15 protein-coding genes are annotated in these 14,744 nt (G+C 40.5%); 3 read left to right on the top strand and 12 right to left on the bottom strand.

Annotated features, from left to right (window positions below):
• The first annotated feature begins 59 nt into the window (after window positions 1-59).
• Window positions 60-938 (top strand): LysR family transcriptional regulator, encoded by an 879-nt coding sequence (locus V7122_RS04565; protein WP_335525916.1) that lies wholly within the window; start codon window positions 60-62, stop codon window positions 936-938.
• Between the two features lie 109 nt (window positions 939-1,047).
• Here the strand turns inward: V7122_RS04565 and V7122_RS04560 are convergent, their stop codons facing one another.
• The 7 genes from V7122_RS04560 to V7122_RS04530 form a co-directional block, all read right to left on the bottom strand.
• Window positions 1,048-2,043, bottom strand: coding sequence for an SPFH domain-containing protein (locus tag V7122_RS04560; RefSeq protein ID WP_335525915.1), 996 nt, complete (start codon window positions 2,041-2,043; stop codon window positions 1,048-1,050).
• Window positions 2,044-2,144: 101 nt separating this feature from the next.
• On the bottom strand, window positions 2,145-2,942 hold the full coding sequence (locus tag V7122_RS04555; protein WP_335525914.1) for a TPM domain-containing protein: 798 nt from the start codon (window positions 2,940-2,942) through the stop codon (window positions 2,145-2,147).
• A complete protein-coding gene (locus V7122_RS04550) occupies window positions 2,939-3,967 on the bottom strand; it encodes a TFIIB-type zinc ribbon-containing protein (RefSeq protein ID WP_335525913.1) in 1,029 nt (342 codons plus the stop codon). Before V7122_RS04550 ends, V7122_RS04555 begins: the two co-directional genes overlap by 4 nt.
• 486 nt (window positions 3,968-4,453) lie before the next feature.
• The gene (locus V7122_RS04545; RefSeq protein ID WP_335525912.1) at window positions 4,454-5,140 is read right to left on the bottom strand and encodes a PspA/IM30 family protein; all 687 of its coding nucleotides are present in this window, start codon (window positions 5,138-5,140) and stop codon (window positions 4,454-4,456) included.
• Between the two features lie 634 nt (window positions 5,141-5,774).
• Window positions 5,775-6,593 (bottom strand): pyrroline-5-carboxylate reductase, encoded by an 819-nt coding sequence (proC, locus tag V7122_RS04540; protein ID WP_335525911.1) that lies wholly within the window; start codon window positions 6,591-6,593, stop codon window positions 5,775-5,777.
• An 83-nt stretch (window positions 6,594-6,676) separates the two neighbouring features.
• Window positions 6,677-7,615: a TRM11 family SAM-dependent methyltransferase gene (locus V7122_RS04535; RefSeq protein WP_335525910.1), complete on the bottom strand. Its 939-nt coding sequence runs from the start codon at window positions 7,613-7,615 to the stop codon at window positions 6,677-6,679.
• Between the two features lie 85 nt (window positions 7,616-7,700).
• Window positions 7,701-8,057 (bottom strand): nucleotide excision repair endonuclease, encoded by a 357-nt coding sequence (locus V7122_RS04530; RefSeq protein ID WP_335347839.1) that lies wholly within the window; start codon window positions 8,055-8,057, stop codon window positions 7,701-7,703.
• Window positions 8,058-8,252: 195 nt separating this feature from the next.
• On the opposite strand from V7122_RS04530, the gene V7122_RS04525 reads away from it, so the two are divergent.
• Window positions 8,253-8,696, top strand: coding sequence for a GNAT family N-acetyltransferase (locus tag V7122_RS04525; RefSeq protein WP_335353206.1), 444 nt, complete (start codon window positions 8,253-8,255; stop codon window positions 8,694-8,696).
• An 82-nt stretch (window positions 8,697-8,778) separates the two neighbouring features.
• Here the strand turns inward: V7122_RS04525 and V7122_RS04520 are convergent, their stop codons facing one another.
• A complete protein-coding gene (locus V7122_RS04520; protein ID WP_335347842.1) occupies window positions 8,779-9,732 on the bottom strand; it encodes an endonuclease/exonuclease/phosphatase family protein in 954 nt (317 codons plus the stop codon).
• A gap of 164 nt (window positions 9,733-9,896) precedes the next feature.
• Window positions 9,897-11,396, bottom strand: coding sequence for a malate:quinone oxidoreductase (locus V7122_RS04515; RefSeq protein WP_335347841.1), 1,500 nt, complete (start codon window positions 11,394-11,396; stop codon window positions 9,897-9,899).
• A 528-nt stretch (window positions 11,397-11,924) separates the two neighbouring features.
• On the opposite strand from V7122_RS04515, the gene V7122_RS04510 reads away from it, so the two are divergent.
• Window positions 11,925-12,881, top strand: coding sequence for a Vgb family protein (locus tag V7122_RS04510; protein WP_335353205.1), 957 nt, complete (start codon window positions 11,925-11,927; stop codon window positions 12,879-12,881).
• A 293-nt stretch (window positions 12,882-13,174) separates the two neighbouring features.
• Here V7122_RS04510 and V7122_RS04505 read toward each other — a convergent pair whose 3' ends face one another.
• The 3 genes from V7122_RS04505 to V7122_RS04495 all read right to left on the bottom strand — a co-directional run.
• Window positions 13,175-13,690, bottom strand: coding sequence for a hypothetical protein (locus V7122_RS04505; protein ID WP_335348057.1), 516 nt, complete (start codon window positions 13,688-13,690; stop codon window positions 13,175-13,177).
• A gap of 25 nt (window positions 13,691-13,715) precedes the next feature.
• Complete coding sequence (locus V7122_RS04500) at window positions 13,716-14,201, bottom strand: hypothetical protein (protein WP_335348060.1); 486 nt, start codon at window positions 14,199-14,201, stop codon at window positions 13,716-13,718.
• 355 nt (window positions 14,202-14,556) lie between these two features.
• On the bottom strand, window positions 14,557-14,744 hold a 188-nt coding region (locus tag V7122_RS04495), incomplete at its 5' end, for a hypothetical protein (protein ID WP_335348058.1).

Genomic DNA, 14,744 nt, shown 5'->3' with positions numbered 1-14,744 from the left:
AAGTAAAATGAATAAATCGAATATAAATTATGAACAATCAGAATAAATAGGAGGCAACTATGGAACTGCAAGACTTAAAGTCTTTTATTGAAGTAGCTGTTCACAAAAGCTTTACGAAAGCGGCTGCCCATTCCTACTTAACACAGCCTTCCTTAAGTAAAGCAGTTAAAAAATTAGAGGAAGAGCTACAAGTAACACTATTTGATCGTTCAACTAGACATTTGCATCTCACAGATGCAGGAAAAATTGTTTTTCAACAGGGCCAAAAGGTTCTCGCTACTTTAAACGAATTAAATGTCCATTTAGATGAACTACGGGAAATTACTTCAGGTGAAATTAAAATCGGCATTCCTCCGCTAATTGGGACCTTGTTTTTTCCGAAAATCGCCAGCGATTTTAACAAGAAATATCCAAAGGTCTCACTTGAATTAATCGAACACGGCGCCAAGCTTATTGGATCATTAATTGAAAATGGAGAAATAGATCTTGGAATTGTTGTATTGCCAGCCAATGAGGAAAAATTCAACATTTACCCCTTCATTCAAGATGAATTTGTCTTGTATATCCAGGAAGATCATAAGCTAGCTGGCAGAAAATCAGTATCCTTACATGAATTAAAGGATGAAAGGTTTATCATTTTTTCAGAAGACTTTACCTTACATGACTATGTGAAAGATGCATGCAAAAAAGCTGGGTTTACCCCCGCTATTTCTTACCAAAGCTCACAATGGGATCTCATTATCGAACTTGTCTCATCAAATCTTGGGATTACACTCTTGCCTAAATCAATATTTAACAAACAATCTAACCGGAATGTCAAAATTATCCCTCTCGAAAACTCCACCCTTTTGTGGAAGCTTGGAATTATTACAAAAAAAGGAGCCTACCATTCATTTGCATTGAAAGAGTTACTAAAAATGCTAGTCAAGGAAAAGTAAATGGCCTCTTAATTGCCCAATTCTAACCTAGTAAAAAAAGGAAGGGACAGGGAGGCTCCCTTCCCAAAGCGGCTGTTAAAATGTCTGATGCTAAGACGCTCCGGCTACGTTAAACAAGTTTATGCCCACAGTTCGAGCAGAAATTGCCTTCACCTGTTTTTGTCCCACAATTAGGGCAGAAATTTGGTCTTTTTTGCTCGCCTGCATTCGGTTGTGAAGGTGATTGTGCATTTTGAGAGGATGCAGGCTGATCTTGACTCTGTTGATTCATTTGATTCAGCATTTTGCCCGCGATATTCATCCCCATCATCATCCCAGCCATATCGGATGCGGCTCCCCCTCCGCTCATTTTTCCTGAAGCCATGCCATCCGTTAAGGAAATCTGCTGGTACCGATCAACATTACCGACCATTCCATGTGAAGCATTCTTATTAATCATATCTTGAATTTCTTTTGGATAGCTGAAGCTCATGACATTAAATCCTGTGATCGTGATGCCGCTCTTGATCATCTGCATATCTAAATCCTCCTGAATCCCTTTAGAAATTTCAAAGGAATTAGATTGGAGATTGAACATGTCCTTCCCCTCCCTTGAAATCCATTTCATCAAGAGCTGGTCAAGGATCGAAGTAATCCGTATTTTGACATCCTCTACGACATACTGCTCGCGAACTCCAGCTATTTGGTCAATTAAGGCTACATAATCATTTACTTTAAAATGAAATGTACCGTTCGCACGAATCGGCATGCCGCCCGGCAGACCGAGCGTTGGGATATTAATCGCATTTTTCGTTCCCCACTTTTCAATAAACTCCTTCGTGTTCACAAACAGCACTTCGACACGCATGCCACTATTGAACCCAAACCTGAACCCCTTTAATGTAGATAAAAAGGGTATAATTTGCGATTCGATATCATACTCCCCTTCATCACGAAATACCCCTTCGATTTTCCCATTATTAAAGAAGATCGCATCCTGACCAGGGCGAATAATCAATTTGCTCCCCTTTTTAATCTCCCGATTGCTCCATTTATAAAAAATCATATCATCTCTAAATTCTTGCCATTCCACTACATTTGCAAATTGGTTTCTAAAAAAAGACATCGATTATTTGCTCCCTTCTATCAAATACACCTTGACGTATTTGCGCTCAGATAATACCTGCGCTGGCTCGATAAATTCCCTTCGAAAATCTGAGCATCTAGTTAAAACTTGCCTCTGCTTCCGCTATGCGAGTGACCTCCTCTGCTGATTCCGCCACCGCCTCCACCGCTGCTTGAATTGGAGGATGGCTTCTTATGCTTCGTCACGGTTTTTCTCACAAAATGATCGTATTGGTTAAGCACTCCAGATTGGGCACTATCCATATAGGTCCTGGCATTTACTGTGACCCTGCCGCCAGAGCGATAGCCCATAATCGTCACAATGATGCCGGCTGTCAATAAGGCTGCCGCTAATTGAAACCACCATTTAAAAAGCAGGTTTTCCGGATTCACACCTGGCTCATATCCCATGTAATGATGAGCCGTGTAGATAAACGTAGAAAAGGCTTGATAATATTGACCTTCCGATAAATCGGGGGTAATTTTATTACGAATCATATCAAGCCGCCCGCTATCCAAATACTGCTCTGCTTTTTTAAATCCTGCCAAATACACATCTCTTTCTTGCATATCAATTGTTAATATCGCCGTATTTCCATGCGGCTGGTCATAGCCTGGAGCCTGCTCATCATAGAAATCCTCCACATATGGAACGATGTCCTTCCCTTCCGTACCATTTGCCGTAATGACCAGAAACGCAGTATTTCTTTCCTCCCCCAGCTTCCTAGCTAACGATTCTAATTCAGCCACTTCTTCATCCGTTAGCAGCTGAGCATAATCATAAATATACTTTGACTGATTAAGAGAATCTGCTTTGGCCGGTAGCCCCCACGGCAACAGTAGCAGGAATGCGGCGAAAAGGAAAAAGAGGCATCGTTTGTTTACACAACTTCCGCTCACCAAAAGCCACCTCCCATCAAATAGGAGGCACATTTAAGGGCGATGAAGGTTCCGGCTGCAATCCCGCTAAACCACATAGCCACTTTGCCTGAACTAATTGGCGGTTTGCCAACCACTTTCCCTGTTTGCCCATTCATCGCAAAAACATGCTCGGCTTGATTGAAATCATAGCTGACCATCCACACAGGCAGTAAAACATAATAGCTGCTTACATTTCTCGTATCAATTTGCTTATTCTTATAATTGACTGATTGATAGCCCAAAAATGTTGAACGAATATAGGACTCAATATAGTCGTTTATTTTATCCTTCGCCCTTGGAAGCAGTTCGTCATCCGTATAGTTATATTTTTCCGCAATAAATCCAGCCAAATAAGGTGTTTTAAAATCCTTTAGTTGATCATACGGGTATGGCTCCAATTTATCCATTAAGTCATCATGCATTTTTTCCGATGCATCCACTGGAATTTTGACGTAATCAAGGTTTATATCACGAAAAACGTCATAATAATTCGTTTCCGTATAAATATACTCCCCTTTTGTATAGGTTCTGACCTTCGTGCAAGTGGCATTAACCTGCACCTTGCTATTCAGATCGAATAACCAAAAAGGCACATACATGCCTGTTATACTCTTAATTCGGTCTGCAATCATGAAACCTTTCGGCGTAAGAAGCCCTTTTCTGCACCATTTTTTAAAAGCCTCCGTTGCCTCTTCCTTACTGATTGTAAAAGGAATCACCTTGGCAGGGGCAAGATGACCTGACAGCCGATTCGCAATGACCACACCTGCCCCGCAAAAACTGCAGCTTGTAGCAGCGGTCTCAGCTGTTGTAATTAAGACAGCCCCACAATTCTCACATTGATATTCATTGGTCTCATCCTCTGAAAACGTGGCTCTCCTCAACTCTTCTGGATAATTTTCGATACTCTCTTGTCTTCCGCAGCTCTGACAGGATAACTCGCCTGAGTCAGCATCAAAGCTCATATCACTCCCACAGCTCGGGCATTTATAGTGAAAAATCACGCTCTCCTCACCTCTTTTATACTCAGGTCCCTTGTCCTACTCCTATATACTCAAAAAGGAAAAAGGAGGAACTTATGGACAAGGAAGATGTTTTTCATTTACTGCGAAAAGTTAAATAGTGCTCTTTCGGGTCATGCAGATGCGGGTCTTTTACTGGGAAAAGGCACAAAGATGCTCTTACGGGCAATGAACATGTGGTTCTTTTACCGCGAAAGGTAAAAAGATGCTCTCACGGGTAATGAACATATGGTTCTTTTACCACGAAAGGCAAAAAGATGCTCTTTCGGGCAATGAACATGTGGTTCTTTTACCACGAAAGGTAAAAAGATGCTCTTACGGGTAATGAACATATGGTTCTTTTACCACGAAAGGCAAAAAGATGCTCTTTCGGGCAATGAACATGCAGGTCTTTTACCGCGAAAGGCAAAAGATGCTCTTCCAGGCAATGAGGACAAATTTTTTAGACAGGTTTCCCGCCCCACAACCTTATTTCTTCATCCTCTCTTTTAATGCTGCAAGCTCACGATCAATGTCACTGTCACTGTCACGGCCCTTTTCATCATATTTAGCTGCTAGGTCAGCAATATCATCCTTCGGGCCAGCATTTAGTTCTGCCATGGCATTCGCTTCATCTAGAGCGCGATTGACCTTTTCCTCCATTCGCTCAAATGCCGATATCGACTGTCCTGATTGGGCAGCTGATGCTCCAAGCTTATTCATTCGTTCCTGGGTCTTTGCCACTGACCATTTCGCCTTCAGCATATTCCTTCGAGATTCCAGCTCGCCAATATCCGCGACAAGCTTATCATGCATTTGCTTCATTTGCTGAGAGTTCTCTGAAGCCAACTGATATGCGGTTTGCAACTCAGATAATCTCGCTGTCAATTCCGCCTTCTTCTCTAGAAACCTTCTCGCATCCCCCTCATTCCCTGCTTCTAGGGCTTTTATCGCATAGCGTTCCATCTTCTCCAATTCCTCTTGGCACTCAAGTAATACCCTTTTTGACCGCTGCTCCTCAGCCATCACCGAGGCCGTTTCCGATTTTACCTTCCCTAAATCCTTATTCAGATTTCTTAAATATTGATCAATCATCTTCTCCGGATTCTCTGCCTTATCCAACAATGCATGAATATTGCTTGCCATAATATCCTTAAACCTTGTGATCATACTCATCTTGTTTCGCTCCTCCCTTAATGGCCATTTGTGGAAACCAATACTACATTATACTGTGCACTTTTCAATAAAGTTTCACTTTTTGCCGTGGTATTTGTCGGACAGGTTAATCATCCCTTTTGTCCCGCCGTTCTTACACTAGACACACCTTTATGACATGGATTCTTTGTAATTAGTCTTTTCTTATGAAGGTAGTTATTAACGAAGCTGTTAACAATGCCCTACGATTCAATTGTTCTGAACAACCGATTACCTTAACTTTGACGTAAACTCTCTTGGTTGGCTTTCAACGAGGACTGAGCAAGCACTTCATACATCGAATTCTTCAGGCTGAGGAAATTAGAGGACTGTGGTTCCGTTATTTCACAAAAGAGCCTTTATCTTATAGGCTTGTCGGACTCAGGTTCCGCTATTAGGGTGAAAGAGGGGGAATTTCGTATGATTTCCATCGATTAACGGACCTGATGTCCGTTAGCACTTGGATGTTGGGGAGTTTTAGTAAATAGCGGAAGGAGAGTCCGTTAAATTTTTGAGTGGACTGTGGCTCCGTTATTGGCCACTCATACGCTCAAAGCCATAATAATCCTCTGAGCGCATGCTATGTTTACTGCTAATTAAAGTGTTAATACGACAATTATTTTTTCATTAATTCTTCATCTCTTTTTATCGTTGCATCCACACCCTTGATCACGGTTGAGATGAAAGCCTGATCCTCTAATGCCACTAATCCGGCTACCGTTGTCCCGCCGGGAGAGCAGACTCGATTAATGTGCACCCATGGATCCTCATCACTTTCAAGAATCATCTTTGCGCTTCCTAAAACAGCTTGTGCGGCAATTTTATTGGCTAAATCTTTCGGCAATCCATTTTTCACAGCACCACGGGCCAAGGAATCAATAAATAAATACGCATAAGCAGGTGAGCTACCAGCAATGGCCGTAAAGGTACTGAAGTGATGTTCAGGTAATTCAATTGCCATGCCAATTGCATTAAACAGGTCTAGAACAAAGTCCACTTGTTCCTGACTAGCAGCTTTATTTCCGCAAACAGCTGCAGCCCCTTCACCAATCATGGCATTTACGTTCGGCATGACTCTAATAATCGCGAGTTCACTTCCTGCCTCTGTAAGCTTATGGATCTTTTCAATCGAAGTACCTGCCGCAATAGAAACAATCAGTGGATTCTTTGCTTTAATACATTCTTTCAATGGCGTTAAAACGGCCTCAAATTGATTCGGTTTGACTGCTAAAACCAATATATCCGCACATTCTACTAATTCTTCACAAGATTCACATGTGTTCGTTTCAGTTTCTCTAACAAACTGATTCATCTTTTCAGTATCTACATCGTATACAAAAATATCATTCGCTTTTGTATGTTCTTTATTAATCATCCCTTTAATGATGGCACTTGCCATATTCCCTGTTCCAACAAATCCCACTTTCATCATCATAATCTCCTTAGTGTTCATTTTTTATGAATCGCTAAAGCTACTACTTTTACCTATTATAGATAAAACAAGGAAATCCCATTAATTTACTTACATACAATCACTTCGCGGGTAAATGATCCTTTCTTAACGACAGCCCGGTCAATCATAACAAACCCTGTGTTGACAAGTATTTCATCGATCGGTTCAACGGTTACAACTACGACCTTTCTAGCAAATCTACGAGCACTTTGAAGCATTTCAGTCTTCTCTTCTTGAGTGATGACTGAACACAAATTATACGGTAAATCAATAATCGCTACGTCATATTGATTCGTGATGTCACGGATATCGGCTATTTTCACTTCTCCAGAAAGTCCAAAATGGGCAATATTCTCCCTGGCTCCGCCAAGAACAAGTGGATTCCTGTCACTCCCCACTATATCAATTCCCATTGATAGAGCCTCCACTAGTACGGTCCCAATCCCACAGCAAGGGTCAATGGCCTTGATTCCATTTGGATCAGGAATGGCAATATTGACAATAGCTCTTGCTACACGTGTATTAAGCGCCGTGGAGTAACTATGCGGCTTCTGTTGATGCCGAAACCAAACAGGCTCACCTTCAACATAATCTCCGAATACCCATCTGCCGTTTACCACTATGACGCCAAACAATCGCTTTGGGTGATGGAGATCAGCCACCCCATTTATATGTAGTCCAATTTTCTTCTCAATAGTACGCCGATTTTCAAACCCTACCTTTTCTATCTTTGAAGTAGCGCCATTTTTTACATATAAGACTTTAAACGTTTCACCCGTTACTTGTAAGGCTGAAACTTGTTCGAGAAGATGATCAAGGCTATCTGCCTCCAATATATTGGAAATTCTCTCCTTTATAAATGGACTTCGGCTAGGATCCATCTTTATATGGCTTTCCACAATGCCGATTTGTGGCTCACTTCCAAGTAATGTGCGCATTTCTAAATCACATAATGAACGTTCCTCTTCATAGCAGGAATACGTATAAATATATTTACTAACCACCATTCTCATCCTTTTAAAATGATAAAAAAGGGGCAATAGGTATGATCTAATTTGACTATACCTACTGCCTCTCTCTTAATAAGCTTTATCTAAAAAACACCTTGTCTATATTGTACTTCGACTTAAGTTCATTAATGATATAAGTTTCGTAAATTTCTCTATGTACAGGATCTTCTATCACACAAACTTCGATTTTTGTAACTTCATCTCTATGCATTTTGATTGGGGATACAGTATCCTCAAAATGCTTTTTAATTCTTGGTCTCAACTTCCTTGCTTTTCCAACGAATAATAGCTCTTGTTTATTATTATAAAACATAAAAATACCACCCTTATCTCTAGGGATAAGATGAAAGTCAGTAAACCCATAAATATGGCTGAGCTCAGGATTTTTTTGTTTCGTAATGGTTACAGTTGGTTTTGGAATCGTTATGTTTATCACTTTGGTTTAGTTCCTCCTTCAGTATCTCTTTTTACTTTTACATATCTCTCTGCAATAGTCAATTTACCCCGATTTTCATAAAAGATAATACACGATGGAAAAACAGGAATGGAGGAAATGATCCGTTTATACCGAATAACTTAGAAGGTGTTATTTTTTCAGGGAGTTTTGATGAATGAAATGGAGAGTTGACATATGTTGTATTTAGAAACGATTACGAAAGACAATTGGCGTAAAGCCATTTCGCTGCGTGTCCGGGAAGATCAAGTAAAGTTTGTGGCATCTAATGCGGTATCATTGGCCCAGATGAATTTCCTTGAAAATTTCCACGCAAAAGGAATTTATTACGACGAGGAAATGATTGGATTTACACTCTACGGAATTGACGAAGACGACCATGAGTATTGGATTTATCGCATAATGATTGATCAAAATCATCAAGGAAAAGGGTATGGAAAAAAAGCGATTCAACTTGTAATAGACGATATTAGGAATATAAAAGAGGATCGCCATCAAACCATCACCCTGTCTTATGAACCAACTAATGAGCACGCAAAGCTTGTTTACGAAAAAGTAGGTTTCCAAGAAATAGTCGGGTTAATGATCGGAGACGAACAAGTTTCCCGCTTTACGTTTTAATAGCAAAAAGCTGCGGATCCAAGTATCCGACAGCTTTTATTTTTCCAAATTAAAACTAGGAAAAGTTCCGAAAAACTAAAGATTACGGTAAAAATAAAGTTCCAACCATTCCAGCATGATCAGAAGGCCAGAGGGCAGTTGGGGTTCTATCGCTTTGGTCTCCTCCTACTCTTTCTGCACGAATCGGCATCCAGCCGTTTTTAAATAAAATAAAGTCTATTCTTCTATTAAGTAAGGATAGACCATTTAACAGATCCGCATCTTGACAACAAGTAAAACCGTCCCCTTGACCTGCTCCTTCCCAGACATCCCCAAATCCTTCTAATCTAAAATTTCCGTAAGTTGGTGTACCAGTGCCATCAGCATCCGAATTCAAATCTCCAAGGACAATAACCGGAAGATTGGTTTTGGCGGGCCCATTCAGTATTTCGTTCCCTTGCGCTATTTGTACACCTTCAGAAAGAGGTTCCAAATGGGTGTTGATTACCCGGAAAACACGTCCATTTGCTTTAACATCAATGTATGACCATCCTCTAACAATCAGAAAGAGTTGTCCCCCAATGGTAACTTCCAGATTTTTTTGGAATTCCTCTGATATGGATTGAATAACCTGCAACCCGGATCGCTTTCGGACTAAAATGGTGTTTCTGTCCAACAAAGATACTGAATTCCCTTCACTAGAAAGCAGTGATGCTGCAGCATTATCATTAGTGGCCGCGACTTCATAATGTAATCCTATTTTTCTTAGTTCTTTTAACAGCAATTTAATAAAATTATATTTTACGATAGGTAAACTCGGTACAGGCACTACTTGCAGCAACCATAGTTCCGCTTCTTGCAATCCAATGATATCAGGCTTATTCAATGCAATTTGACGGGCAATTTCTTTCACACGTTCGGGAAATTTGGTCGCTAGAAATTGACGAAATACCTCGGTTACACGTTGTGGAAGTTCATTAAACTCCGCAGTATAAATAGATCCCAAGTCTGCACCTACATAAAGATTCCACGTCATAAATGTAATGCGGCCCTTCATTCCCAATTTTATAAACTCCTTTTTGATCAAAGTAGTATATGTATATGGAATGAGACACAGCATATAACCTAAGGGTGATGAATAGCGCGAAAACGATGAGTATAAAAAAGAACCTTCAATCTGTAGATAGATCAAAGGTTCTATATTTTTATCCGTCCAAAAAATTAACTATGAACTAGTTCTTTTTCGATTAAACCGAGCGTTTCTGCTGTTGAAGTATGAATTTCGTGCAGAAGCTCCGGATTATCCATAAGTGACATGCCATAAGAAGGAATCATTTCTTTAATTTTCGGTTCCCACTCTTTCACATGTTGCGGGAAGCATTTATTTAAGACCTCAAGCATAACGTGAACAGCTGTAGAAGCACCTGGAGAAGCTCCTAGTAATGCAGCAATCGAGCCATCAGCGGCATTAATCACTTCAGTACCAAATTGAAGCGTTCCTTTGCCAGCTTCCGTATCTTTAATCACTTGCACACGTTGGCCCGCTACTACTAATTCCCAATCCTCAGATTTAGCGGTCGGAATAAACTCTCGTAATTCTTCCATACGCTGTTCTTTTGATAACATCACTTGCTGGATCAAGTATTTCGTCAATGACATTTCTTTTGCGCCTGCCGCCAACATCGTTAAAACATTATTTGGTTTTACTGATGTGATTAAGTCCATATTTGATCCCGTTTTTAAGAACTTCGGTGAGAAGCCGGCAAATGGTCCAAATAGCAACGATTTCTTATTGTCAATATATCTTGTATCAAGATGCGGAACAGACATCGGTGGAGCTCCAACTTTAGCTTTCCCGTACACTTTTGCATGATGTTGTTCGACAACTTTTGGATTGTTACATGCCAGAAAAATTCCGCTTACAGGGAATCCGCCAATATGTTTGCTTTCAGGAATGCCCGTTTTCTGCAGTAAATGCAGACTGCCGCCGCCGCCTCCGATAAAGACAAATTTTGCTGTATGGCGTTCGATGTTACCGGTTTCCATATTCCAAATTTTCAATTCCCATAGACCATCACTAGTCCGTTTAATATCTTCAACTTGATGTTTGTATTTAACTTCAATATCTTGATTTTTTAAATGGTCAAACAACATACGTGTTAAAGCACCAAAGTTAACGTCTGTTCCAGAGTCAATCTTTGTTGCTGCAATAGGTTCATTCGATGTACGGCCTTCCATAATAAGCGGAATCCATTCCAGTAGTTTTGCTGGGTCTTTAGAAAATTCCATCCCTTTGAACAATGGATTATTTGAAAGCGCTTCAAAACGTTTCTTCAAAAAAGTTACATTTTCTTCCCCTTGTACCATACTCATATGGGGCAATGACATGATAAAGTCATGCGGATTATTGATTAGCTTTCTGTTTACAAGATAAGACCAAAACTGCATAGAAAGCTGAAACTGTTCATTAATTTTGATAGCCTTGCTAATATCGATAGATCCGTCTGGTTTTTCGCTTGTATAGTTAAGCTCGCACAATGCTGCATGCCCTGTTCCCGCATTATTCCATTCGTTAGAGCTTTCCTCTCCTGCATTTTCGAGCTTTTCAAACACTGAAATTTCCCATTCCGGTACTAATTCTTTCAGAAGTGTCCCTAAAGTCGCACTCATGATTCCGGCACCAATTAAGATGACGTCAGTTTTAGTTTCGCTGTTGCTCATTTTAACCATCCCTTATTCCCAAAATTTGCAGAAAGGATGCAGGCTCTCCTTCTTAAGCGCCATACCAAGCGAAGGCGCGACCTAGTCCACACCGATTCTGTATCAATAATAAACTTATCGCAGTGTATCACATTTATTTATAGTATATCACATTCACTTATAAGTATAACACATTTATTTATAGATTAATATAATTACTATTATATGATAATTTTAAACTATTTAAAAGGTGAGAAAAAGTGAGAAGCTCACCAAAAAGAACCAGGTACACTCAAAAACCGAATCCTTAACCTAGCTTCTTGAAAGGAGAAAGGTTTTGGTTAGCCGTTACTTTGTTACTGTTCTACGAAACTTATTATAGAAAGTTTTTCATTTACTATTGTTATTAGAGAATTTAAAAATGCATAATTTAGAAATTGTGTTATTTTATCAAGAAGGTTGTCCATTACGGAAAAGCTCTCATTCGAATAAATTAAAGTAGGTAGAAGTTATTTTTCTACTTAAAACTTTTTAGAAGGAGGGATTTTTTTGGGCATTCGCAGAGATTTCCTCTATATTGGTGACGTAGGTGACAACACCGTGAAACGTTTCAACGCAGTTACCGGGGAATTCCATGGCAATTTTGTAACATCAGGAAGCGGTGGCTTAAACGGCCCAAATGGTCTTATTTTTAACCATTTAGGCAATCTCCTTGTCTCCAATCCAAAAGTAGATCAACCCGAGAGCGGAAACGTGTTGAAGTATAATGGAAAGACTGGTGCTTTTCTTAGTGAACTCGTCACTTCTGTCCAAGAAGGCGCCTCGTTTACACCGCGAGGCATCATTCTCACGAACAACAATATCCTGTTTGTGGCAGACTTATTGGGCCCTAGCTCTGATGAAGGGTTTCAGCCAGGAGAAGTAAGATCCTATAATGGCACTACAGGGGAATTTCTAGGCAGTCTCGACCACTCTGGATTCAATGGACCATTTTTTCCACGCAGTCTAGTTATCGGACCAGACGGCTTGCTGTATGTATCCGTCCGTAACATTCCTGATCCGCTTAATGGCTGGGTGCTGCGCTTCGATCCGGAGACAATGGAGTTAATTGATGTATTCATTACGAGCAATAACGTCAACAACCTCCAACGTCCTGAAGGCTTGGTGTTTGGTTCGGACGGTAACCTCTACATCACCAGCTTCCGGGCAGATGAAAATGACACCGACAAAATCCTAGTCTTTGAAGGTAAAACTGGCGCGTTTATCAAAAAGATTGACCTTGATGTAGTTGGAGAGCCCCGTGCCTTCGCGCAGGCCATTCTGTTCGGGCCGGGAGGAAAACTGTTTGTCCCTATTACGGGAGACGGACCTGATACAGGTTCTGTACGGCGCTACGATGTCGAAAGCGGCTCATTTGATGTATTTGTTCCTTCAGGAATATTAGGAGCGCCATTCTATCTGACGTTTGGCAAAACCGATTCAGCCACGCTGAATTACGAGGAGTAAAATACTAGAAAAATACGAACCGGACCAAGGGCTTCCTATATTAAAAAGTCAAAGGTAAGGTTCTATTGAAGAATAGAAAAAGGCTGCATCCTTGAGGTGCAGCCCGACTTATTTATGTTCAATGACGTACAAAACCTTTTTTTATTCATTTTCCCACCTCAGCTTTTTAAAGTTACGATAGTACGCTGAAGAAGCTATCCTATTGCAAAAAGACATGACCTCTTGTCCCAGGTTCCCCATGTAGACTAGATTTACAAATAAGGGAAAACTTAACGTCCCCATTATGCTGATGGTTATTGAGAAGGAGGCAGCGTAATGGATTGCATATGGCTAGCCTGCAATGATTGAAGGGTTTCCTTCCCAAAAAACTGATTCATTTTATTCTCAATTTCTGTTAGCATCGCGTCATTTTCATGGAGGGTGTCACGGATGCTATCTACAATCTTCATCGCGCTTACCCCGCTGATTTGTTTAGCGACTCGTTCCAGAAGAACCTTTGTATCAACAGAAAATCTCCGTGCAAAGCTATGGCACCTGACCATATTATTCCGAAGAACCTCGGAATATTCAGGTGTAAAAGCACGGCGAATACAGCCCCTCATCCCTGCATAACCGTAAGAAACCTCAGATGCGGCACGATAAAGCAAAATCATTCCATCTGCACGGCTTGATTCAGGATTCAGCCTTAGTTCCGTCATTAACGAAACTAAGCGTTTTACCACTATTGTCCCTCGTTCCGTTGTTTCCCACCAATCTAATAAAAGCCGTTGTTCCTCTTCACTCATCTGAACAGAAGCTTGATGCGGCATTCCTTTTCTCCTCCTAAGTAGTCTACTAAAGACGCGGAATGGCCTGAACGTTTTGGACGCGTTTCAGAATCACATTCCATTCCTTCCCCAAAAGAGCCTTGCCGAACCTGTTAGCTTCATTAATATGGTGTGCTATTTGCTGGTTTAAAAACCGACTTTGCTCGATTAATTCATAGTTTTCAGGTGTCGCTTTTTTTGCTACTAGCTCAAAATTAGGGCTTAATTGTTTTTCACTAATGCGCAATGTATCTAGATCCAAAACAAGCATTTCTTTTCCAAGCGAAATCGTTTCTCCATTGCGGAACCGCCTAATCGTTCCTCTGACTGCATCAAAACCGTAGCCGATGTCAGCTACAGTCGCATGGTACGGATTCAGCCCTGGTGCATTCCGTAACGAAGGAATTATGCGGAAACCCGTCGTAATGGAGCAAACGACTTCCTTAGCAGCCATCCCTTTCTCTAAAGAAGCATCAATAGCATCAAGGTAACCATTCCACTGACCTATATCCATCAATAAATATCCCCCCTTTTCCTCCAAACTTCCCCATACTCATTAAATACGCCTTCAAGGTAGGATATTCAGTCCTATAATGTCCATATGATTAATACTTGGTTTTCTCACAGGTATTTATTCCACCAAAACATAGATAACTTGAAAAAAGAGAGGCCTCTATAGCCTCTCGTTCGTTACTAATAAAGTAGATTGAAGGAGGGGAAATGCCCCCTCAATCTCTCTTTCCTTATCTAATTAATATGTTTCCGTTAAAACTTGTACACTATCATAAAAAGGGAAATCTTTCATAACGCTCGTCATAGACGCTTCATAGTGCGCTTTCTTAACAAGTATTACCGAAAAGAGCACAGCATTATTTGAAAAAACTCATAAAGCTAGAGTATGCAGTCACTAAATCTTTATAGTATCCAACCAATTTATCCATAATAGAGAATTTATTGAAGCTGTTAGTTTCTGTTGCATCTGTTTGATCATTTTCTTGACTTACTTCATCATGTTCAACATCTGTTGCTGCTTGTTCTTCTTGAACAGGTGCTGGAT

The organism is Bacillus sp. JJ1532 (genome assembly GCF_036965085.1).
In the GTDB taxonomy this organism is placed as follows: domain Bacteria; phylum Bacillota; class Bacilli; order Bacillales; family Cytobacillaceae; genus Cytobacillus.
The sequence above is the reverse complement of the archived record's forward strand: the minus strand, read 5'-3'. Positions and strand labels throughout refer to the sequence as shown.